The organism is Legionella parisiensis (assembly GCF_001467945.1).
Classification (GTDB): Bacteria; Pseudomonadota; Gammaproteobacteria; order Legionellales; family Legionellaceae; genus Legionella; species Legionella parisiensis.
The window spans coordinates 2,612,506-2,635,860 of sequence record NZ_LNYQ01000013.1 but is presented as its reverse complement, the minus strand read 5'-3'; the positions used below and the strand labels follow the sequence as shown (position 1 = coordinate 2,635,860).

Below are 23,355 nucleotides of genomic sequence, written 5' to 3'. Positions count from 1 at the left end.
CCATAGAGTATTTTATTAATGAACCGCGAATCGATAAAATCGCCAAAAATATTGCCAATGAATTAGATAAGGTCCTTGAAAATGTATCTGAGTCTCTTCCTGCGGAAAACCCAACCGAAGAAATCGCTTTGTGTGATACTCAATACGTATTCTGGATACTCAACAAACTGGGATCTAGTTTTAATTGCGGGATGCAGGTACAGCTACACGGTACTCTCAATAAGAAATACCTGTATCAAGCTGTTGAGTTTACCATTCAGCAAAACCCTGTTTTTTGGTTGAGTTTTGATAAAGAGGTGCCGATTCAAACATTGAAGAAAGAAGGGCAATTCAAGTTAGTCTATGAAGACATTTCGTTAAATTATGAGCAGGAGGCTTTGAACGACCTGTTTTATGAAAATATAATGCAGATGATTCCCCTCACAGAACCCCCGCTGATTCGCGTTTATCTTTATAAATTGAATCACGATCTACATGAATTACACATCATGATACCTCATATTATACTTGATGATCCTTCATACAGAATTCTATTCGATCAATTTAGGAAAAATTACGCAACCCTCCAACGAGGAAAAAATCTTGTATCTGAACCTGAAAAATATACCTATTTTCATTTTGTGAAGCAAAATAATGTTTATTATGAAAAAGATCTGCACGATAAAATGGATTTTTGGCGGGCTTATAACAAAAATTTCCAAAGGTTAAGTTTCGGACGTGCACATCACTTGCCTGATGCAGCCAATCAACCCCAAAATTTATTCCATTATCCCATAGACGCCCAACTTGTCGAAAAATTTAAGAGCTGGCACCAGGAAAAAAATATTAATGTGAGCACGGGTTTAATTGCTGCATGTCAAATTGTTTTTTACAAACTCAGTGGTCAAAAGAAAATACCCATTACGATACTGCACAGTGGTAGGGAAGGTAGTCGTTACCGATCTGTTATTGGCTTGTTTACGGAATATAAAATGATAAATATTACCTTAAATGAAGAGTATAAATTTATTGATTTTCTCAAATCAATTGAGGAACAGCTCCTAATCACAACCCCTTATCAAAAATGTACCTATGCTATCAAAAATACGGGGATCAAAGGCTCCCGATTATCATTCGGCCAATATGTGACTTACATATATAATAAATTAACTCTTGCAAAACATTTTAAAAAAAGCAAACTTAATGCGATTGTGGTGGATTATCAACTTAAAAGCCTGAGCCGAGCACAATGGCGTCAACTAGAAATTCAAACGAAGTATTATCTCAATAAATTATTTAAGTTAAATCTGCCGCTGCAAAAACCAGCGAGCTTAAGAGTAATTATTAACATTACAGCAAATTTTTTTATCAAAGGGTTTAGGGATCTGAATTTTGAGGGGCTTGACTCCAGTACCCCTAATCATTACGGAAGCGTGGATCGTCCTATAGGTAATGAAGCCTTATGGTTGTATTTTACAAAAGATCAATATGGTGACTATCGACTTTCGATTAATGGGCCTTTAACGACACACTGTAAAGATCAAATAGCTCAGGAACTGAGTCAGGTAATGGCTCAGGTTTTAAAAAGTGATGAATATACTGTTGATGATTTAATGAGTGAGTAATTCTCATGGAATTCTGACGAATCGCCACAACGTTGTAAATTTCAATCGAGCTCGAAGGCTATACATCTCTGTGCAAGGATGACAGAATGCGAAGACTTGGATGAAATTTTAAATTTTTTGCGTCAGACTCAAAATAGACATATTTTCAAACAAATATATACTTTATGTAACAGTATGAATTATGTCAGAGTTTATGCCTAAGTTCACTTCAATTAAGATAGAGGTGCGACGTGAACAAAATATAAGGATATGTGAATTATGAAACATGGGCATTGTGATCACGAGGACCAAAAAAAACATTCTAAGCCCAAGGATGCGCATAAAACGTGCCATCAACATCATCAGATGCATAAGCAGCCTAACTTGGATGAGCCTCGAACTGTGACGGGAGCTTATACATGCCCTATGCATCCAGAGGTCCGCCAACCAGGTCCTGGAAATTGTCCTATTTGTGGTATGGCTTTAGAACCGGAAACAGTTTCCGCCGAAAAAGAAAACCCGGAATACAAAAGCATGAAGTACCGGTTTTGGTTGGCACTGATTTTGAGTATACCAGTAGTTGTATTAGAAATGGGGGGGCATCTGTTCCATTTTATTGCAGCCAATAGTTCTGCTTGGATTCAGTTTGTATTGGCAACTCCTGTAGTTTTATGGTGTGGTTTTCCTTTTTTCCAGCGTGGCTTTCATTCACTGAAAACCCGGCAACTGAATATGTTTACACTCATTGCTATGGGGATAGGTGTTGCCTGGGTTTACAGTACTATAGCTCTATTGTTTCCTGAGCTCTTTCCTGCTGCGTTCCATAATCAAGGAGTCATCAATGTTTATTTTGAAGCAGCTGCAGTTATTACCACTTTGGTTTTGCTTGGACAAGTTCTGGAATTAAAAGCACGAGAACAAACAGGCGGTGCTATTCGTGCCTTATTGAATTTAGCCCCTGAAAGTGCTTGCCGCATTAATCATGATGGTAATGAAGAGGAAATAACACTGGATCAAGTTCAGGTAGGGGATATGCTTCGTGTACGTCCGGGTGAAAAAATTCCTGTTGATGGTGAGGTAGTCGAGGGAAGAAGTAATGTGGATGAATCAATGGTTACTGGGGAGTCGATGCCAGTAAATAAAGAAGCAGGCACAAAGGTGATTGGAGCCACAATAAATCAGAATGGCAGTTTTATAATGAAAGCGGAACATGTGGGTAGTGACACCATGCTATCACATATTGTACAAATGGTAAGTGATGCTCAACGAAGTCGCGCTCCCATCCAACGATTGGCCGATAGGGTTTCAGGATGGTTTGTGCCCACGGTGATTTTGATTGCAGCAGTAGCATTCTTCACCTGGTTTTTCTTAGGACCACAACCTTCTTTCAGTTATGGTTTGCTTGCAGCGGTATCAGTGCTGATTATTGCTTGTCCTTGTGCGTTAGGTTTGGCAACACCTATGTCGATTATGGTTGGTGTTGGTAAAGGAGCTCAGAATGGAGTATTAGTTAAAAATGCCGAAGCACTGGAACAAATGGAGAAAATTAAAGTACTCGTTGTTGATAAAACGGGTACCCTTACGCTTGGTCATCCGAAGCTAACCCAAATTATTTCTGAAAAAGAATATGAAGCTGATGAAATACTTGCTTTAGCCGCTGCATTGGAACATCAAAGCGAACACCCGCTTGCCAATGCAATCATGGCTGCTGCAAAAGAGAAACAGCTGTCATTCGTCTCAGCAACGGATTTTAAAGCAATTACAGGCCAAGGTATTATTGGTAAGGTTGGTGGCTCAAAAGTTGCATTTGGGAATCAGCAATTAATGCAAGAATATGGATCAAATAATACATCGCTTGTTGAGAGTGCTGATGAATTACGATCTCAGGGAGCAACCGTAATGTTCATGGCTGTCGACGGTGAGACCATTGCCATCCTGGCAGTTGAAGATCCCATTAAATCAAGTACGTCTGATGCCATTCTGCAATTGCAAAAAAACGAGATTGAAGTCTATATGCTCACAGGGGACAGTAAAAAAACTGCTGAGTCTGTGGCAAGCCGTTTGGGTATAAAAAATGTGATTGCTGAAATTATGCCTGAGGATAAGCGTCGTATAGTGAGTGAGTTGAAGGATAAAGGTTTTATTGTGGCAATGGCAGGGGATGGGGTAAATGATGCTCCCGCTTTGGCAATTGCGGATATCGGTATCGCTATGGGTACAGGTACTGATGTTGCAATTGAGAGCGCTGGTATTACTTTACTGCATGGTGATTTGCATGGCATCGTTAAAGCACACCAACTATCGCATGCAACAATGAGCAACATCCGTCAGAATTTATTTTTTGCCTTTATTTATAACGGATTAGGCGTGCCTTTAGCTGCTGGAGTGTTGTATCCAGTGACGGGCTTATTGCTTAATCCTATTATCGCTGCAACCGCGATGGCATTAAGTTCTGTTTCGGTAATTATTAATGCACTGAGATTAAGGAGGATCAAACTATAAAACATAAGACCGACACCATTGTTTCAATAGAGTGTCATAAACTATAGTCTTGCTTTAAGTTGATTTTTTTAGAGTTTTATATGCATAAAATACTCATGAGTGCTTGTCTTCTTGGCCAAAAAGTTCGTTATGATGGAGGTGATTGTTTACAAAACCATCCTCTTTTACAGCAATGGTTTAAAGAAGAAAAAATAATTACTATTTGCCCGGAAATGGCAGGAGGATTACCTACCCCTAGATCTCCTGCTGAGATTCAAGACGGGAAATCAGGCGTTGATGTATTAAAGAAAAATGCTTTAGTCAAAACAAAGAACAATCAAGATGTTACATACTCTTTTCTAGACGGTGCGCGAAGAGCACTGGAGATCGCAAAGAAATACCATATACATGTTGCTATTTTAAAAGCCAGAAGTCCTTCTTGTGGGTCGAATATGATCTACGATGGAACATTTACGGGCATCATTGATGCAAGGGGAAGGCGTTACTGCTGCATTATTAATGGAGCATGGCATTCAAGTATTTGATGAAAACCATATTGATGAAGCATTGCGTGTTGCACTAGGGTAAATCCTTAATATACAAGTCCATAATTTCTGCCTATATTTAACCAAATCTTTAGTACCTTTAGTTTGCTCTTTACGCTCTTAGCAGTTTTTTTACAAGGAGGAAAATAGATAATGGAATACAAATGTCATAAATGTGGGATGGGAGTGAAAAACTTAACCTGCAGTAAATGCAATGCACTACTGGTAAGTGGTGCTGTTAAAACGGAAAAAGGCACCGTTCAAGTAGCAAAATGTCCTAATGGGTGTGGACAAATTAAATCACCAACATGTTGTAGTCATGATATGGTAAGCTCGGATTAATTGAAAATTTTTGTAGCTTGTTGTTTGCAAATAGGGTACCTCGCTGTTATCCCTGCATAAGCAGGGTTCCATTTTACAATGTCAAACAAACAACTCTATGGCAAGCTTGCAAACAGATGGATTTGTAAGTTAAGAATAAATCCATATTTCATGCAATATTCTGCTGCATACTCATGATTGCGTTGATTTTTCTCCATATCCAGAAGACCTGCCTCCCAAAAGCTGACTACTTCGTTGATTTCAGAACGCTCTGCTAAAGTCAACTCCTGTCCCTCATCACGGATGGCGTTAACACGTTGGGGCTCTTTTCGGTATTTATTCATAGGGCTTACAAACACCTGTTTATTTGTTTTTTCAGCCCATTCATGTGCCCATGCGGGTATTTCGCTATAAGGTACATACCGATCCTCCTCGGGGGCAGACATAACAAATTTCAAACAATCAGCTCGCTCAAGCATTTTTGCATTAGGCTTTAAATAACGAATAGCTTTTGCATCTTTTTCCAGACATTTGGGGCTTACTACCAATGTGGTGTTTTGCGGAAGGTCGGGTAGGAGGGAGATACCATTTGATTCAATTTGGATGTATTGGAAATACGGCTTCGCTTCTTCTAAAAATGCCGATAAATTTTGTTGTAATGAAGGTTCTCCCCCTGTAATTACAAGGATCATTTTTTTTTCCAGACCTTTTGCCCAGGAGGGTGTAGGAAGATTGCGACTCTGAAAAAATGCAGCAATGACGCTATTTGCTTCTTCGAGTAACGAGTTGAAGCTTCTCCATTCACCAGTATCAAAGTAAGTATCGCAAAAGGAACATGCCAAATTACATTTCGCCAAACGAATAAAATAGGCGGGATGACCGCGAAAAGGTCCTTCTCCTTGCAAGGTAAAAAAACGACTGGTAATGAAGAGCTCGTCTGGTTTTGCTGTTTTAAAAAAGGACTTTCCTACTTTTTTGTTCAGGCCGAACATCTATTCACCCTTTGTTTGTATAAAAATCTTACACATTATACTCTATTGTATTTCAATTGTGAGCCCTTACTATTATTTTTATTCATCGAATGCATTGATGTGAAATTTTAGGATCGTAGTTTAAGTGAAAGCGGCAGCAATAAACTCGGATTGAGAAAAGATGGTTTGCTGCTATACCCCGGCTACAAAAACTTTGTGCTGCTGGAATGTGAATTATTCACAGATTGGATTAAGGCAAAACGTTCAATTAAATTGATATCCTTTGAAGCCAATTGATAAATTTTTGCAATCGTTTCCTGGCTTATTTGATTGAAAATAAGCTTTATTTCATTTTGTTGAGGTAGGTATATAGGTGAATACCGATAGGAACCAAGAATTTTTTTCATTGAATTCAAGTTAATGAAATCAAAGACATAAAAATTATTGCGTGTATAAATCTTAAAAGGAAATGAGGTGTTTCTTATCTCAGTATTAAAATTTAATTTACTAAAAGGCAATTTATTATGACTGAAGCAATTTAATTCTTTGTGTCGCTTTATGAAGTTGATTTGATTAAGATAGAAAAAATCTTGTGAAATTCCACTTAGTTTTCTGTTTACAATAGAGCAGTTAATTATTGGAAGTCCAAAGCCCACATAATTAATGAAGAGCAATTCAAATAAATTCTCTATATAGTGTTCTATTGTATATTCACGATGGCTTAGCAATGCTTCATGAATAAAATGAAAATCCAGGCCTTTCCATGGTGTGGTATCAGAATGTAAGTACCAAAGGAGATAATAAATTCCATCCCATGGTTTTTTGTAGTACTGCTCTGCTATTTTATTTTGCAGCTTACGAATTTCATGCACCAGCGAAGGGGTAATAATGTAAGGAATTTTTGGTTTTAAACAAACTGCCATGCCATTTGTTTTTTGATGGTGGATGGCCAGTAATTCGATACTATGCACAGCAATCCTTATTCAAATAGTGAAAAAATATCCGCATAAGGGGATAACATCTGAAGTGTAGTAAAGAAAATAGAGTTTTTCAAAAAAACGATCTATTGTTTTTGATGATGTGATATCAACCGTACAGCCATTAAATTGGAGAGGTGTTTTAATTGCTTACAAAGCTGAGGTAATGATTCTTTAGGGCCGCATATATCAATAAGATTTACGGCAATTACTCCGCGTGATTTATTTTCCATTTGCTCAATATTGTATTTTAATTTTGATATGTTCTGGGTGATTTGACCTATGCTTCCGGGAGTATTTTTATTAATAACCAATAAACGACAACAATTAGGAACTTGAGTGGTAGAAAGAGAAATATTTGGAAAATTAACAGAATACTCAATGATTCCATGCTCTAGATAATTACAGATATTGCGAATTACCATTTCTGCTGCGGTTTGCTCTGCTTCCTGAGTACTTGCTCCTAAGTGAGGAAAGCTCAACACATTAGGATGTCCAGCCAAATTAATTGTTGGAAAATCTGTGATATAACCCATGATTTGCTGATTATTTAATTGTTGCAAAATAGCAGACTCACTTACTATTTGTTCGCGTGAAAAATTAAGTAACAGAGTATGGGGTTTCACTAGAGCAATATTTTCTTCATTGATTAAGTGGTTTGTTGTTGCATTTAAAGGAATATGCAGCGTAATAATATCTGCATGGGCAAGCAATACATTCATATCAATGACTTTTTCGACTCCGGGCATCAATGCCAGAGCATTCGTCAGAGTCATATTGGTATCAAAACCTAATACTTTCATTCCTAAGGCTAATCCAGCATTAGCCACTTTAACGCCTATATTGCCCAAGCCTACAACGCCTAAAGTTTTGCTTGAAATTTCATGGCCAACAAATTTATTTTTTTTCGTTTCAATTTCTCGATTAAATAGTTGGCTATCTTCTTTGGACAATTCAGTAATGAAAGAGCGGGTTTCATCTAAATGCCTATAGCCCATTATCATGGCTGCCATCACCAATTCTTTTACTGCATTGGCATTGGCTCCAGGTGCATAAAATACTGGGATGCCCATATCGGTAAGCACATCGATGGGAATATTATCAATACCTGTTCCTGCTCGTGCTACTGCTTTTAAGTTGTTTGAAAACGGATGGTTATGTAATTTATGGGAGCGAACCAAAATGACATCTGGTTCAATGGGATTAAGACCTAATTGATAAACGTCCGGGTGAAACAAACTCAAACTCTGAGGTGATATATTATCAAGAATTTGAATGGTGAACATGGGTATCTCCCTTGATCAAAACAAAAGAATTACAAATCTCTGTAAGTCCTTGTTCATAATAAGCATAATATTGAGAAGGCAATTGTTTCAACTCATCCTGAGTTAATCCTAAAGGGATTATTGGATAAAAGCTGGTATTGGTAATATAAAAATCGGAGTTGTTTTTCACCCATTCCTTAGGATTTAAACCAGAAAAACCAATAAAGCGTGTCACAGCGTTTCGAGCTTCCCAGTCGCTTACTCCATCACCTACCAGCAAAGAGCGTTCACCTGGTTTAAGTATTGAGGCAATTTCCATTGTTTTACCATTACCTTGAGTCATATTGCTTTGTCTATCAAACTCTTTATAGTTACCTTGTTCATCAAAATACACTTCGACTGCGAGCACATGAGTTGGGGGAACTCCTAAATGCTGTGCAAAAGGAACTACGGCCATTTTAATCCCGGCTGAAATGATATAGATCTTTTTATTCAAATGATGCAGTAACTGGAACAGTTCTAGTGCTCCAGGAGCAATAGAGCGCTTGTAGCGTTCTGCCAGCTCTTCTATTTGTTCCCGTGCAGGTTGAACATAGGCTAAACGTTGGTAATAATCATCAGGAGTCATGCCAGTATGTCCCATACATCGTTCAGTTATTTGGTGTACTTGTTGGGCAACCCCATTCATTGTTGCTAACTCATTAATGCCTTCAATAAGGGAGAGTGTCCCGTCACAATCAAAGAAAAAGGTATCAATGGGAAGATTTAAAGCCCAAGTATTTCTATTTTGCATGAATAGTGCTCTTATTTTGTAAATGCTCAGGCCCCATAGGGATTCTAAGCCCCAATATTCGAGTAAACCTGACATGGGGAACTGGGTTATTACCTATTTTAAAACCAAGTATCACAGCTCTAGTGTGGATGAGTTATGCCCACATTCTTCTTTAGCCATTAGGCGCAATTGTTCTGCAATTACAAACCAGTGCTCTTTACTATAGGTTGTTCCTTCGTGTGGTTTTTGCAATAGACGATTGAATTCTTCAAATAAATAAGAGGCAAAAGAGTGGTTTTCATATCGAGTAGAAGAGTCCTCAAAAAAACCTTCCATCTGTTGCATAATCATCTCTAGATCAACACTTGCCTCTGCTTTATTTTTAAGGGTTTCCGCTTTTTTTTGTCCACCATCCCCATGACGCCACCAACTAAACCAGCCATTAGGTTGACGAGTATTGATACCCAGTTCATAGTATTGTTTGTAAGCAGTCCATGCCCCAACAATTGTTTTCTTCAATACATTGAGCCAGTCTCCATTTAAGTCTAGATCGGTTGTATCACCAAGATGTGACTCGTTGTTTTTAAAAAGATCATGCGCTAATGAGTTTGATTTACGCTGTGAAGGGTTCCTATGCTCAATTTTTGGCCTTGATTTGGTAAGGTGAGTCAGTGATTCTTTAGTAGAAGGCAGTGCGTTAATAGCTGTTGCATTAAGGGGGATCGGATCATTAGATACTGCTTTAGTATCAGGAGTAATCGAATAAAGAGGAGTTAAATTAATAAGATGAGTTGTATTAAGAGATGCCGCTTTCAAACGAGAGCGTTCTTTTGCTGCAATTAGCTCTTTCCTTCTTTGAGCAACTAATCCTTTAGGAATCCCAAAATTGTTATCTTCTTCAACTGAATGTGTCTGCTTATTGTTTTTGCCCATTGTAATTTCCTTATCCCTAAGTAATTTATTAACCCTCTTTCCAAACTCTACCAGGAGGTGCATTGCTTTGTCGATTCGGTGGTCGAATCCTCATGTACTGCCGTGTACACTGAGGTTCTACACTCCTTTCAGCTGGCTTGGAAAAAAACTATTACAACATCAAATCGATATGATTTTAAGGCAATCTAATCATATAGTCTCTTTTTTTACTATGCAATAATCCTAAATTCATGTTATGTGATTTATGTAACAGCGCCAAGACTTAGCTATCACTTCAAGAATAAGTCTATACTTGAAAGAATGATAGGCTCAGGAAAAAGGAATGCCATGAATACCTATACACCAGACATTGAACATCCCGTATCTATCCCCAGTAAAAATGTTTATCTCAACGGTTTTTTATTGATACCTGAAAAAGCTAAAGGAATGGTGGTTTTTGTGCATGGAAGCGGAAGCAGTCGCTTCAGCAGCCGCAATCAATATGTGGCAAGTATCCTGAATGAATGCAAATATGCTACGTTGCTCTTTGATCTGCTTACTTCCCAGGAGGATGTTATTGATAATGTCACTCGCGAATATCGTTTTGATATTCATTTATTAGCTTCTCGGCTTATTGATGTAATTCATTGGTGTACGAAAGAGTTTGCAGAATTTCATTTTCCAATCGGTTTGTTTGGGGCAAGCACGGGTGGCGCTGCCGCGCTTGTTGCGGCAGCGCAGGAACCGAAGTTAGTCAATGCGATTGTATCGCGTGGCGGCAGGCCGGATTTAGCTGGAAACTATTTGTCGCAGGTCAAGACGCCTACGTTACTTATTGTGGGCGGTGATGATGAAGTGGTGATTGGACTTAATCAGCAAGCGGTATCGCAAATGAGTTGTACAACACAATTGGAAATAGTTCCTGGAGCAACTCATTTATTTGAGGAGCCTGGAAAATTACATGAGGTCTCAGACTTAGCAAAAAAATGGTTTGACCAGTATTGCACTGGATAACGTTTTGTGAGTAAGGAGGCTTTTATGAATAAGGATGCTTTGCAAAAATTAATAGATGAACTCAATGGCGCGATAGTATCACTTAAATCTCATGATGAAGATTATGATGCAGTTCTCAAACAAATTGGGAATGCTCGATTTGTGATGATTGGCGAAGCAACTCATGGAACCCACGAATTTTATCAGGCACGCATCGAAATATCACAACGTCTTATTAAAGAGCACGGATTTATGGCTATTGCCATTGAAGGAGATTGGCCTGATGCGCATCGTGTTCATCGTTATTTACAAGGGGAGGGTAATGTAACCGATAGTGAGCACGCTTTAGATGGTTTTCAGCGATTTCCAGTCTGGATGTGGCGCAATTCAACGCTCCCTCCCTTCCTTGGTTGGTTACGACAGCACAATGATAAATTAACTGCAGCACAAAAGATTGGATTTTACGGTCTTGATTTATACAGTTTAAACTCGTCCATGCAAGCAGTAATTGATTTCCTAAATCAAATCGATCCTGAAGCGGCACAACGTGCCACCCAGCGCTACGCCTGTTTTGATCATTTGAATCAGGATCCGCAAATGTATGGTTATCTAATTAATGCTGGGATTAAAAAATCCTGTATTCATGAAGCGGTAGCTCAATTAGTTGAATTACAGCATCGTGCTTTTGAGTATCTTCATCGCGATGGAATCGCTGTTGAAGATGAATATTTTTTTGCAACTCAAAATGCCCGTTTGGTAAAAAATGCGGAAAATTATTATCGCTCCATGTTAGAGGGGAGGGTTTCTACATGGAATATTCGGGATAGTCATATGATGGAAACACTCAATGTGCTCGCTGATCATCTGGAAGCCCGATTTAATCAACCGGCTAAAATTATAGTTTGGGCGCATAACTCGCATCTGGGTGACTCACGAGCCACCGAGATGGGGGAGCGTAACGAATTAAATTTGGGTCAATTAGTACGTGAGCAATATGGTCAGCATGCTTATTCACTTGGTTTTTCCACTTATGAAGGAACCGTCATGGCTGCATCCGATTGGGGAAGACCAGGGGAGAAAAAGCAAGTACAACCAGGTATGCCGGGAAGCTATGAGGAGTTATTTCATCACTTAAGGCATAAGAATTTTTTCTTAAATTTATCAGTTAACGAAAAATTGGAACATTATTTAAAAATTCCCCGCTTGCAACGGGCTATAGGTGTGGTTTATCTCCCAACAAGTGAACGATTTAGCCATTATTTCTTTACACATTTGCCTTATCAATTTGATGGACTGATTCATTTTGATAAAACGAGCGCATTACATCCATTAAGTCAAGGGTCAGGACGGAAACACCGTTAGATTTTAGCCCCGAAGTGTTTGAATCCCGCTTGGGCCTAAAAATGGAAACACTAATTCAGAATACAAGGTGGAATAGTTAAAACACTCTGTCCTTACTTACATTCAAGGCGATTAAATCTTCTTCACTTAGTGTTTCTTTTTTTAATAGCAACTGTGCCCCTTTCTCTAAAATTTTAATGCGTTTTTTTATAATATCCACAGCGCCATCAAATGCGGTTTGGATAATTTGGCGGACTGCTGCGTCAATCTCAGATGCCGTTTCCTCACTAAATTCACGCTCTTGGTGCGCTATAGGAGCCTCCAGGAAGGGTGAATGTTCTTTTTGATAAGTCACAGGTCCAAGTTCTTTATTCATCCCGTAACGCATGACCATACTGCGTGCAATATCAGTAGCCTTGGCCAGATCATCTGCTGCTCCTGTTGAAAATCGACCAAAAAAAACAAATTCAGCTGCTCTACCTCCAAGTAAAACCATCATTTTATTTTTTAACTCTTCTTCCGTCATAAGATATCGGTCCTCAGTGGGACGTTGAATCGTATAACCCAAGCTACCTATGCCACGCGGAATAATTGAGACCTTGTGTACTTGATCTACGTTAGGCAATGAGAGTGCTACCAGTGTATGTCCCATTTCATGATAAGCTACTGCTTTACGCTCTTCAGGATTGAGTAAGCGATTCTTTTTTTCTAACCCCGCCACTATTCGTTCAATGGCATTGGTAAAGTCATCCATATTTACAGAATCGGCATTATGGCGCGTGGCAAGCAAGGCTGCTTCATTAACCAGATTTGCTAAATCGGCACCAGAAAAACCTGGTGTTAAGGCTGCAATCTTTTCAGGATCAATATCAGGGCTCAGCTGTATTTTTTTTAGATGAACGTTGAGAATTTCTACTCGGCCTTTTTTATCAGGTCGATCGACAAGTATATGACGGTCAAAACGTCCCGCCCTCAATAACGCGGGATCAAGAATTTCCGGTCGATTGGTAGCGGCAAGCAGGATTAATCCTTCACTGGGGTCGAAGCCATCCATCTCCGAGAGTAGCTGATTTAAAGTCTGCTCTTTTTCATCATGTCCCCCGCCAATAGGATAAGCGCCCCGTGCTCGGCCTAATGCATCAAGTTCATCAATAAAAATAATCGTTGGGGCAGTTTCTCTGGCATTGGTAAACAGATCACGTACTCGTGCGGCCCCCACGCCAACAAACATTTCTACGAATTCTGAACCATTAATCGAAAAAAAAGGCACTCCTGCCTCGCCAGCTACAGCTCGTGCAAGTAATGTTTTTCCTGTTCCTGGCGGACCAACTAAAAGTACGCCTTTAGGTATATGAGCGCCAATACGAGTATAGTGTTGCGGGTTTCTAAGGAACTCAACGACCTCCATAAGCTCTGTTTTTGCTTCATCTACCCCTGCGACATCTTGAAACGATACATGGGTTTCCTTTTCCATGTAGATTTTTGCTTTACTTTTTCCAACATCCAAAACTCCACCAGCCGCTGAACCCATGCGTCTTAATAAAAAACTCCACAGAGCGAAAAAGATCAATGCAGGAATAACCCAGGATAGCATTAGAGTTAGCCATTTATTTTCAGCATGTCCTGTAAAAGTTATTTTTGCTGCTTCCAGAGTAGATATAAGGGAAGGATCATTAATGCGAACTGTGCTGACTTGGGGCTTTTGGCCGCCATATTTTTTTATTTCATTGAATTTATCTTCGGGGATTAATCCTACTAAGCCTTCAGTTTTTACATCTGCGGTAATGTAACTTTCATCAAGTAAGACATGATTTAGTTTATCGGCTTTCAACAGTTTTATAAAATCACTGTAAGCAATGTCTATAGGACGAGCTGCGAAAAAAAAATTCTGGATGAGGATGATAATCCAGAAAATCATCAAAATATACCAGAGCGTGAACTGCCATTGTTTATTTTCCACCCCATCTCCCAATTTAAAGCTATCCTTTTATAAGTAGAAAAAACGAACTGGTTTTATACAGTATATACCAAAGGATGAATGAGCATGTGATTAGTAAGTATTATCTAATTCCATTTTTATGCCGCGATCCTGACGTTAGGGGGATTTCTAGCCCTATTGAAAGAATCTGGATAGCAGGAGAGTTGCTCTTGTTTATTGATTAATTAAAGCATCAAAGTGAAATGGTTTAATTTCAAAAAAGCGACCATTGTGTTGAATAAGAGATCAGACAGAGTTATAATTAAACCATTGAGCGGTAATTGGCATGAATCATGTACCAAAATGTAGACAATACGGTTAACTCATCCCTTAAAGAAAATTATATTCTTGATTATCCTGATAAAAATGACTTATCTGATTTTTTAAGTTATGTCAGGCACGAAGATGCTATGGCGGAAATTTATTTTGAAAATAATGTTGAAAAATTAGATAAAGAAACGATTGAATTATTTAACAATAATGGAAAATTATTACATAACGATAGATGTGATTTAATGCTTGTTTTGCGGGACAATGGTAAAGTCATTGGCTTTATTGAATTAAGGCTCACTAAAGATATAGAAAAAATGTCTCAGTTATTTAGTTTATTTGTAAATGAGACATATCGTCGTAAAGGGCTTAGTAATTTAATGATGGTCTATGCTCTGGATTTTTTCGTAAATAGCGTTCAAAACAATATGACGGTCAGTCCCTCAGCAGAATCGTTTACCGTATATAATAAGTTTGGTTTTTATCCACCAGAATTTCATGGAGATCATGAGGCATTAAAAAATTGGTTCAAAAAAACGGAGGAGAAACGGCTTGAGCAGTTACATGATGAACCTTCAGACTACCTGATAATGGATTTAAGCGATCAATCTTGTCGCGAAACTTTTGAAAATCATTGTAAGAAAGTTTCTTCTCATTGTGTCAAATTTGAGATTTCTCAAGATTTACAAACGGATCTCAAAAGAGATGTTTTCGACTGGAGAAAAAAAACAATCACCCCAACTTTATCTACCAGTGGCTTGGGAGTTCTAAGTACCTTAGATGAAGGCAAAAAAAGAAAAGCTGATCCTAAAACATCGGTGTCGCAGGATGAACCTCAAACTAAAAAAATTCATCCTGACTGATAGAAAAACTGCATACAGAAAATCAGCACTAATCAGATTGGAGCGGCTTTGAGGAGTTGGAAGAGAATGGTCAATCTAGCTTTTGGGATATCTCTTCTCCACTAATTGAAATTAAATGCGACTAAATCTTTTTTGCTGCATTGTTTGCGTTTTTTCTTATTTTTCGTGTGAAGCAGAATAAAAATCTGCAAAATCATTATGTTCATAATATGAAAGTAACCATTGAATGTATTTTGTTGTAATACGATGATAAAACACTCTTCTCTTGATGACCTGAAAGCGATCATGGATGAGCGATTTGACAATAGTAGAGATTTCAGATGAGAAGCATCTAATGATTGCCTGGCTGCTCCATGCGTGAAGTGCGGACTATGTGGGGCACTCTGCTCATAATTATGATTTGTGATAAGGGATTGGAAGCCGATGCGTTTGTAGAGATTACGGCCGGCAGTGGATGCTTCCAAAAAGTATGTTTGCACTTTTAAATCAAAGCCTTTTTCAAGATATAAGCTAACATTGCGCTGGCAAAACCGCGTTTTTAAAAGCTCAGCTCGATAACCAACTTGAATTTAGAGAATGGATGAAACAAAACCGAGGTTTAACCCTGTTGCAAGTCCCCGGTTTCAAAAGCAGGTATTGTTTTATAATTAAGACAATTTAAACAGATAAGCGAGAAAAATCCCATATCAGGATAATCCTTCGCTATGATTCTGAGTTTACTGAAGAGCATTTATTTTAGGATTGTTTGCCTCGGATAAGGAGAACTGGCATGGGAGCATTGCGAATAACCCCTTCTGCAACACTACCAAGTAATAAATGCTGATAGCCTCGACGACCATGTGTTCCTACGACAATCAAATCAGCTGGCCAGTTTTTTGCTGCTTCAATGATTTTCTCGGGCACTTTTTCTTTAGAAGGATTCATTTCAAGCAAATGTGCTTCGCAATCTGCATGGTGTTCGCGCGATGGATATCATCTTGTCCAGAAATTTTTGACCATATTCTTTGAATGAAGCCTCCAGCTTCTCATAATCAACACCGGTTCCGACATAAGGAGCATAAAATTCGTTTGCTACATGTACAATTCGTAATTTTGCCTGATGCACTTTACTCAGCTTAATCGCTTCATGGTAGGCTTGCATTGATGTGGTACTGTCATCAATTGCAACTAAGATATTATGATACATTATTATTTCCTTATGAAAGTAATGAGATTCCACGCTCTCGAATATCTTACCTATAATCTGGAATGAAACCTAGATAGAATATTTTTAATTCAGATAAAAGAACAATATGAATTAATCTGTAAGTATAAAAATTGCATGAGGCAAAAATGACTACGAATAATGAAATTCTGTTTACTCCATTTAATTTGCGCGGTTCAATATTAAAAAACCGCATTGTGATGGCTCCACTTACGCGAAATCGCTCAATTCATGGAATTGATACTCCTTCAGAACTTAATGCGGAATATTACGCACAACGAGCAGATGCAGGTTTAATCATCGCTGAGGCAACACAAATTTCACCCACAGGAAAAGGATATGCATGGACGCCTGGAATTTACTCCGCGGAGCAAATTACGGGATGGAAGTTGGTAACCGATGCAGTTCATGCAAAGGGTGGGGTTATTTATTTGCAACTTTGGCATGTAGGACGAATGTCACATCCCTCGCTTCAACCGAAAGGAATTGCTCCTGTAGCTCCTTCTGCTATTGCGGCCACAGGGCAGCGAACATTTCTTGAAAATGGAACATTTGTCGAAGTGGGGAGTCCACGTGCTTTAAAGCTTAGTGAAATTCCGGGCATTATTGAAGATTATCGGGTTGCAGCAAGGAATGCTATTTTAGCGGGATTTGATGGTGTTGAAATTCATGCAGCCAATGGATATCTAATTCATCAATTTTTGTGTGATGGAACAAATCATCGCACCGATCAATACGGTGGTTCAATTGCTAATCGGTTGCGTTTTGCACTTGAAGTGACCAGCGTCATTGTGTCTGAAATTGGAGCAAATCGAACGGGAATTCGTCTTGCTCCGGTAAGTCATGCCAATGGAGTTTCAGATAATTCGCCTGCTGCTGTGTTTTTCCCGCTTGTGCGTGAGCTGAGTCGATTCGATTTGGCTTATGTTCATGTTATCGAAGGAGAAACTCAAGGTGCACGAGAATATTATGGCTTTGATTTCGCTGCATTACGGAAAGAGTTTAACGGCCCTTGGATGGTAAATAACGGTTATACTTTAGAAATGGCAATCGAATCGATTAACAGTGGTTATGCAGATCTCGTTGCTTTTGGGAGATATTTTATTTCCAACCCAGATCTGGTTGTGCGATTTAGAAATAATGCCCCATTGAATGAATTAGATCGCGCGACTTTATACGGGGGTGGCGCAAAAGGTTACACCGATTATCCCTTTTTATAATAATGATGAAGACAAATAAAATGATGCACAAACAATTGCTACTGGTTCTTTTTCTTTTTATTTTAGTTATTACCCTGGCTTATTTTTTTCAACGACATTTCATTTATTTCCCATCTCTTGAAAAACCAAGTTTGGGTGATTTTCAGGCCGAAGACATGCGGGTTATTAAGCTACCTGTATCAGATGGATTGACCCTAAGTTCTTGGTATAAATCCGCTGTGGATAATAAGCCGACAATACTCTATTTACATGGAAATGCAGGGCATATTGGTTATCGCATGTATTTGGTTCGTGAGTTCCTTTCACAAGGGTTTGGGGTGTTATTACTTGAGTATCGCGGGTATGGAGGAAACCCGGGAAAGCCAACTGAATCAGGATTGTATCAGGATGCTCGATCAGCAATGAAATTTTTACAGCAACAGGGTGTTCAGGCCAATAAAATCGTGCTTTATGGGGAATCATTAGGAACCGGGGTAGCTACGCAGATGGCAACAGAGTTCCCTGTTTGCTCTTTAGTTTTGCAATCCCCTTATACCTCATTAACTGCTATGGCTCGATTTCATTATTCCTGGGTGCTTATGCCTGTAATTGATAAGTATGATTCGTTATCGCGGATTCAAAACATTCATGCACCTGTCTTAATGTTGCATGGAAAATTGGATGAGGTTGTGCCTTACGATCAGGGTTTAGCCCTTTTTAACCAGGCAAAACAGCCTAAGAAATGGATTGAATTTGCTGATAGAGGACATCATAACTTATGGGACGAACATTTTGCCCAAATCGTTATTCATTTTATTAATACTCAATGTGGGCCTGAATTCAAAAGGAGCACAGAATAAATAATATCCTTGTAGCTTGGTCAAGTGTGGCGGCAAGCGGATAAAATAAGGGTAAATGGCAGCGTACACCAAGTGTTTTTATTGCCATTTAAATATCAATTTTTTTATTTCTACGAAAAATCCTTGGGAAAGCCAGAGTGTATCAGCAGGTCTATTCATGATTAAAATTTTGATAATTTTTTTGAGCTAACACTATTGCTGTAGGAAAAAAAATTAACATAGAATGCATTATGTTTCTTGTTAAGGGGTTATGAGTGACCTATTTGAAGCGTATTGCAGTTATTTCCATTATTCTGTCGTTGGCTCAGGGATCCGTTTTAGCAAAAACAAATACACAATCTTCGGTATGCGATGCAAGTATCCATAATCCTTGTATTGTTCAAGATACAGAGTCTTCTTCCTCTCCATTAAAGGTATTGCGTGATGCCTCCATGATTGCCGATGTGTACCAAGGGAATACAGCAGGTATTAAAGACCTGACCATTTCTGGTAGTGAGGAGCCGAGTGAAAAGGGATGGAAAGATATTTCGGAGTATATTTCCAGACATAAGAGTTCAAGGAAGCAACCTGTATTGGTAGTGGATTTACGTCAAGAGAGCCATGGTTATCTTAATGGCAAAGCGATTACTTTGGTGAGTGAATATGATTGGATAAATAAAGGAAAAAGCAATATCCAAAGTTTTACAGATCAGGAAGAGTGGCTTAAGTCATTAAAAGTTCAGAAAAGGGTGAGAGGGATTTTATCCTCACAACAGTTTGCTGCTAAGGAATATTCCAATGGTAAAAACATTGCAGTTAAAGTGGTAAAAAATGAAAAAGATTTGGTTTCTCGTTTAGGTTTTGAATATCATCGGCTCTATGTTACCGATCATGCCGCACCCCCTGATTCAGAAGTTGATGCGTTTTTGGCCTTAATAAAAAATGCGCCTGAAGATGCGTGGTTTCATATCCATTGCAGGGGAGGAAAAGGCCGGACAACAAGCTTTTTTGTTATGTATGATATGTTAAAAAATGCAGATAAAGTGAGTTTTGAAGAAATTGTTGTGCGTCATGCCTCAATACCGCCATATTATAATTTATTTGAAGTAAATAGAGCTGATCCTTTTCTTACTCCTTATTATGAACAGAGACTTCGTTTTCTTTCTCATTTTTATCAGTTTGCTCAGCAGCTTTTGAAAGGGTATCAAGGGACATGGAGTCAATGGAACTCCAGCAATCCAGTAGATAAGACATAAGATGGATAGGGACATTATGCTTGGGATCTTGAGTAATGGCTCACCAGCCAACATACGTTGCCTTGGTTTCTGCAACTAGGCTACGTATGCTGTGGAGGGTTTCAGGCGTGAAGTAATTGACAATAGGGTTTATCTAGGCTTTTGGGTTAGTGGTATACCATGCATCCCCCCGGATAATTTGTTCCCACCAGGAAGACATTAGTTCCTCGTTCATTTCGTGCCATGCAACCGGATGTAGTACCAAAGCATCAGCCATTCGTTTTGATAAATCATACATGGCAAGTCGTTTAGGAAGAGAGTCGTTCTCCCATGTTGTAATTGCCTGCTGAAAATCATCACATTTCTTAAGATGCTGACTAAGATTGAGTGCATCTTGAATGGCTAAGGATGCGCCATTTCCTACATGAGGGCGTAAAACCGCACTTGCATCACCTAATAAAAGAGCGCTCTGGGCTACAAGGCGATCGACACGAACATCAACAATTTTCTGCATGAAAGGAGATGAAGTATCACGAATTATTTGTGCCGCAACCTCCGGTAAGTGTTTATGCGCTAATTGGTGTAGATGTTCTCTTGCTTTTACTGAAAAGTTGATTAAAGAGGTTGGGCCTAAATCCTCTAGATCTGCAAGCGTTAATTTTTCATAAAAAACCCAATTTAACTTATTCGTTTGATGATGATATACTGGATAAGTTAATAAATGTCCCTTATCATAACAGTAATATAGCCCCTGAGCATCGAAAAGAGCTTTATTTTTTATCCTCTCAAATTCCAGCGTACCACGCCATGCAACATAACCCGAATATTCCGGCTGCGCATGGGATATCAATTTTCTTCCCAGAGATTGAACGCCGTCAGCGAAAACAATTAAATCAAAGTGCTGTGTTTCGCCAGAGTCTAAAATGACTTGTCCTGGGCCTTCATCATGGAGCTGCACATCAATGACTGTTACTCCCTGATGATATATCGAATCCGGTATTCTTTTTCTTAAGTTAGTGAATAAAGTATCCCAGTGGAGGCTTGCCATGGAAATTCCCTGTTTCCATAAAAATTTTCCATAAATCGGCTGATTATCTGCCTGGCAATAGAAACTGCGCGTGGTGAAAGTATGAGCTAATGTATCCGGGTCAATTAGATTTCGGGCGATTAAGGTGTTCAGTAATTCAATAGAGAGGGTGATACCTGCTCCACGTGATTTTAGATCAGGTTCTCGCTCAAAAACAGTGACCGGAAAATGGTTTTTCAATAATAAAGCTAGGGCGCAACCTGCTATAGAGCCACCAATAATAGCAATTTTCAATGTAATTCCTTCCAGGAAATTGAATGAATACGATGGATTATATAAAGTAACAACACAAAATCAATAAAGACCAATTAAACGCACAGGGGCTTCGGTTAAATCAGCAATTTTCATAGGTAAAACCATGCTGTAGGCACCTAATACAGGTAATTTTGTTGCATTACAAACATTTTCAACAATATATTTTTTGTTTTCGAGCATCAACTGATGAACGATATAGTCATTTTCTGGCCTATCCGGAGACAAGGTGTCAATTCCGATACCTGCGCTATTTCGTTCCAGAATTAATTGCGCAGCTTCTTCGCTTATACAGGGAAAAACCAAGTTATTTCTGTATTGTTGAGCATCATGCCAATGTTTTTCCCATCCAGTATAAAAAATAACAAATGAATGCTCGGCAATTGTTTGATGTTTTTTCTCGAAATCCAGGATGTCTTTCCTGGTAATACGGTAGTGCTCATGAGACTGATGACTTACATCAATAACGACACACTGAGTAATTAAATGATGATCAATAAGATCAAGTTGGGCAACGTGCAGTCCTTTCTTGAAGCAATGAGCAGGGGCGTCAATATGGGTGCCAATTCCTGCTGGCATGCTCATTTCTTGCACTTTGAATTGTACTGCAGTAGAACATTCGTCATAATTTAGGACTGTTTTATGACTAAATCCACAGTCCATGTCCCAGGAAGGGCTTTCTGGCGAGAGTGTATGGGTCATGTCAATGATCTTAAATGGAAAAGTCATTAGGTTCTCAAAAACAATATGTTCTTATGTTTTGCCATAATTTTGCGAAAAGGAAAATAGGGTAGTAATTTATTTCTACGATTGCAGGCTGGTTGCTTCTCGAAAGATTACTTAATTAAAGCTGCCAATCAGCAACTGGAGTTTCTGAATATTGATTTTTGGTATACTGTTCTAGCATATAATTAAAATCATTTTTGTATTTCATAAGATGTTTTTTTTGCCAGATACTTCCATTTTGATTTTTATAAAGCCTGGTTTTAATGATATCTAAATAAAAATGGGCATCAACATGGTCTATGCCTAAATCTTCAAGTCCTTTTAAAGCGTGGGGTAATAAGTTTTTTAAAAGAGTTCCTGCCTTAATTTTACCTGTATTCCAATTTAACCTTGCTTCTAATCCATAACGAGCGGACTCATAAAAATTTTTTAAAGTAGATTCCGGAGTTATAGAAGAGACTAAAGAAGGGGCTGTGTTTGCATAATAATAAGTTATGCCATAAAAAAATGCGGCATTTGCTATCATATCGATCACCGTTGGGCCTGTAGATAATGCGCGATGCTCAATTCTCAGATAAGGTTCATGCTGTTTGTTAAAATCTAAAATAGGCCTGTTCCAACGAAAAATGCAACTATTTTGACATCGAACATGGAACATATCATGAATTGGTTCCTGATAAGCTGCTAGTGGCAAGAGATAAGGAAAGTTTTTTAAATTATTTTCAAAAATGGGAAACAGAGTTTCTTGCGTATAATTAGGCTCAAAAAAAACGGTTTTTTGCAATGGATGAGGAAATGTATAAAGTTGTTCAAAAATACCAATTCTTGTTTCGCTCCATAAATTTTTTCCACAAAAATAAGGTGAATTACTACTAAGAGCTAATAAGGGGGCTGATAATATTTGAATCATATTAAAATAATGAGCTAATTGATGCTGGGGAACTTCTATATGAAGTTGCAACGCGCATATTAAACCTTCTATAGCTAAAGATTCTGGGGATAAGAGTAGGTTTTCATTTTCTCCTTTTATATGAATAGATAATGGTGCTTTTTTGCGATATTTAGTTACAAACTCATTCATTAAAAGAAAAGTATTCTTGGGTGTAATATAGGACGGTTTGAAAAGAGCATGGTCTGTTTGCGGTATTGAACCTATAAGCACCAAGTGATGGCGGGTATTATGTGCTATTTCACAACATTTATTCCAGGTTGTTAAAATATTTTGATGCAGAAGAGATAAAAAATTGTCTTTTAAGTGAAAAACTGGAGTATTAATTTCCAGTTGACTACCGCCAGCTTCTCTTACCAAGTCTTGGTTTTTTAATTTTTTAGTAAAAAGAATATTATGAGGAGTTAATTGGTATTCTTTATCCAGAATAAGAAATTCAACTTCGGCACCGGCATTCATATGTTCCGATTTAAAATAGTTTTTTGTAAACCACTTTTCTAAAAGTTGGGTTTCAGCAATTAAGCTTTTTTCAAATAATTCACAATCAATTTTATAGTTTTCAATTTTTTTAATGCGCATTGCATAGTCCTTA

The 23,355-nt window shown here is 38.4% G+C and carries 20 protein-coding genes; 9 read left to right on the top strand and 11 right to left on the bottom strand.

From position 1 onward, the window contains the following. The 3 genes from Lpar_RS17715 to Lpar_RS17705 all read left to right on the top strand — a co-directional run. The coding region (locus Lpar_RS17715) for a condensation domain-containing protein (protein WP_237759442.1) at positions 1-1,604 on the top strand (1,604 nt) is incomplete at its 5' end. A 258-nt stretch (positions 1,605-1,862) separates the two neighbouring features. Then, positions 1,863-4,085, top strand: a complete 2,223-nt coding sequence (locus tag Lpar_RS17710; RefSeq protein WP_058519081.1) for a copper-transporting P-type ATPase — start codon at positions 1,863-1,865, stop codon at positions 4,083-4,085. A gap of 80 nt (positions 4,086-4,165) precedes the next feature. Then, complete coding sequence (locus Lpar_RS17705) at positions 4,166-4,609, top strand: 2-thiouracil desulfurase family protein (protein ID WP_237759441.1); 444 nt, start codon at positions 4,166-4,168, stop codon at positions 4,607-4,609. Positions 4,610-5,046: 437 nt separating this feature from the next. On the opposite strand, the gene Lpar_RS17695 is transcribed toward Lpar_RS17705, so the two are convergent. The 5 genes from Lpar_RS17695 to Lpar_RS17675 form a co-directional block, all read right to left on the bottom strand. After that, a complete protein-coding gene (locus tag Lpar_RS17695; protein ID WP_058519079.1) occupies positions 5,047-5,922 on the bottom strand; it encodes a 7-carboxy-7-deazaguanine synthase QueE in 876 nt (291 codons plus the stop codon). 182 nt (positions 5,923-6,104) lie between these two features. Then, positions 6,105-6,872, bottom strand: a complete 768-nt coding sequence (locus tag Lpar_RS17690; RefSeq protein ID WP_058519078.1) for a hypothetical protein — start codon at positions 6,870-6,872, stop codon at positions 6,105-6,107. Positions 6,873-6,964: 92 nt separating this feature from the next. Beyond that, the gene (locus tag Lpar_RS17685) at positions 6,965-8,164 is read right to left on the bottom strand and encodes a 3-phosphoglycerate dehydrogenase family protein (protein WP_058519077.1); all 1,200 of its coding nucleotides are present in this window, start codon (positions 8,162-8,164) and stop codon (positions 6,965-6,967) included. After that, positions 8,142-8,936 carry an HAD-IB family phosphatase gene (locus Lpar_RS17680; protein ID WP_058519076.1) on the bottom strand — a complete coding sequence of 265 codons (795 nt, stop codon included), beginning with the start codon at positions 8,934-8,936 and terminating at the stop codon, positions 8,142-8,144. The genes Lpar_RS17685 and Lpar_RS17680 overlap by 23 nt, the downstream gene beginning before the upstream one ends. A gap of 111 nt (positions 8,937-9,047) precedes the next feature. Then, entirely contained in the window at positions 9,048-9,848 is an 801-nt protein-coding gene (locus tag Lpar_RS17675; protein WP_058519075.1) for a hypothetical protein, read from the bottom strand. 327 nt (positions 9,849-10,175) lie between these two features. Here Lpar_RS17675 and Lpar_RS17670 point away from each other — a divergent pair, with 327 nt between their 5' ends. Together Lpar_RS17670 and Lpar_RS17665 are read left to right on the top strand one after the other, a co-directional pair. Further along, a complete protein-coding gene (locus Lpar_RS17670) occupies positions 10,176-10,841 on the top strand; it encodes a dienelactone hydrolase family protein (RefSeq protein ID WP_058519074.1) in 666 nt (221 codons plus the stop codon). Positions 10,842-10,865: 24 nt separating this feature from the next. After that, on the top strand, positions 10,866-12,182 hold the full coding sequence (locus Lpar_RS17665) for an erythromycin esterase family protein (protein WP_058519073.1): 1,317 nt from the start codon (positions 10,866-10,868) through the stop codon (positions 12,180-12,182). 76 nt (positions 12,183-12,258) lie between these two features. Here the strand turns inward: Lpar_RS17665 and ftsH are convergent, their stop codons facing one another. Further along, complete coding sequence (gene ftsH, locus Lpar_RS17660; RefSeq protein ID WP_058519321.1) at positions 12,259-14,121, bottom strand: ATP-dependent zinc metalloprotease FtsH; 1,863 nt, start codon at positions 14,119-14,121, stop codon at positions 12,259-12,261. A 311-nt stretch (positions 14,122-14,432) separates the two neighbouring features. On the opposite strand from ftsH, the gene Lpar_RS17655 reads away from it, so the two are divergent. After that, positions 14,433-15,272: a GNAT family N-acetyltransferase gene (locus Lpar_RS17655; RefSeq protein ID WP_058519072.1), complete on the top strand. Its 840-nt coding sequence runs from the start codon at positions 14,433-14,435 to the stop codon at positions 15,270-15,272. Positions 15,273-16,007: 735 nt separating this feature from the next. Here the strand turns inward: Lpar_RS17655 and Lpar_RS19600 are convergent. Together Lpar_RS19600 and Lpar_RS19595 are read right to left on the bottom strand one after the other, a co-directional pair. After that, positions 16,008-16,196 carry a universal stress protein gene (locus tag Lpar_RS19600; protein WP_272947102.1) on the bottom strand — a complete coding sequence of 63 codons (189 nt, stop codon included), beginning with the start codon at positions 16,194-16,196 and terminating at the stop codon, positions 16,008-16,010. A 1-nt stretch (position 16,197) separates the two neighbouring features. After that, positions 16,198-16,458 (bottom strand): universal stress protein, encoded by a 261-nt coding sequence (locus Lpar_RS19595; RefSeq protein WP_272947101.1) that lies wholly within the window; start codon positions 16,456-16,458, stop codon positions 16,198-16,200. A gap of 146 nt (positions 16,459-16,604) precedes the next feature. Between Lpar_RS19595 and Lpar_RS17640 the strand changes: the two genes are divergently transcribed. The 3 genes from Lpar_RS17640 (at position 16,605) to Lpar_RS17630 (ending at position 19,770) form a co-directional block, all read left to right on the top strand. Further along, complete coding sequence (locus Lpar_RS17640) at positions 16,605-17,696, top strand: alkene reductase (RefSeq protein ID WP_058519070.1); 1,092 nt, start codon at positions 16,605-16,607, stop codon at positions 17,694-17,696. 23 nt (positions 17,697-17,719) lie between these two features. Next, positions 17,720-18,535 carry an alpha/beta hydrolase gene (locus tag Lpar_RS17635; RefSeq protein WP_058519320.1) on the top strand — a complete coding sequence of 272 codons (816 nt, stop codon included), beginning with the start codon at positions 17,720-17,722 and terminating at the stop codon, positions 18,533-18,535. A 254-nt stretch (positions 18,536-18,789) separates the two neighbouring features. Then, positions 18,790-19,770, top strand: coding sequence for a phosphatase domain-containing protein (locus tag Lpar_RS17630; RefSeq protein WP_058519069.1), 981 nt, complete (start codon positions 18,790-18,792; stop codon positions 19,768-19,770). 133 nt (positions 19,771-19,903) lie between these two features. On the opposite strand, the gene Lpar_RS17625 is transcribed toward Lpar_RS17630, so the two are convergent. From Lpar_RS17625 to Lpar_RS17615, 3 genes are all read right to left on the bottom strand, one after another. Continuing rightward, the gene (locus tag Lpar_RS17625; protein WP_058519068.1) at positions 19,904-21,070 is read right to left on the bottom strand and encodes an FAD binding domain-containing protein; all 1,167 of its coding nucleotides are present in this window, start codon (positions 21,068-21,070) and stop codon (positions 19,904-19,906) included. A gap of 60 nt (positions 21,071-21,130) precedes the next feature. Then, complete coding sequence (locus Lpar_RS17620) at positions 21,131-21,817, bottom strand: cyclase family protein (RefSeq protein WP_058519067.1); 687 nt, start codon at positions 21,815-21,817, stop codon at positions 21,131-21,133. A gap of 115 nt (positions 21,818-21,932) precedes the next feature. Further along, positions 21,933-23,342: a glutamate-cysteine ligase family protein gene (locus Lpar_RS17615; protein ID WP_058519066.1), complete on the bottom strand. Its 1,410-nt coding sequence runs from the start codon at positions 23,340-23,342 to the stop codon at positions 21,933-21,935. Positions 23,343-23,355: the final 13 nt, after the last annotated feature.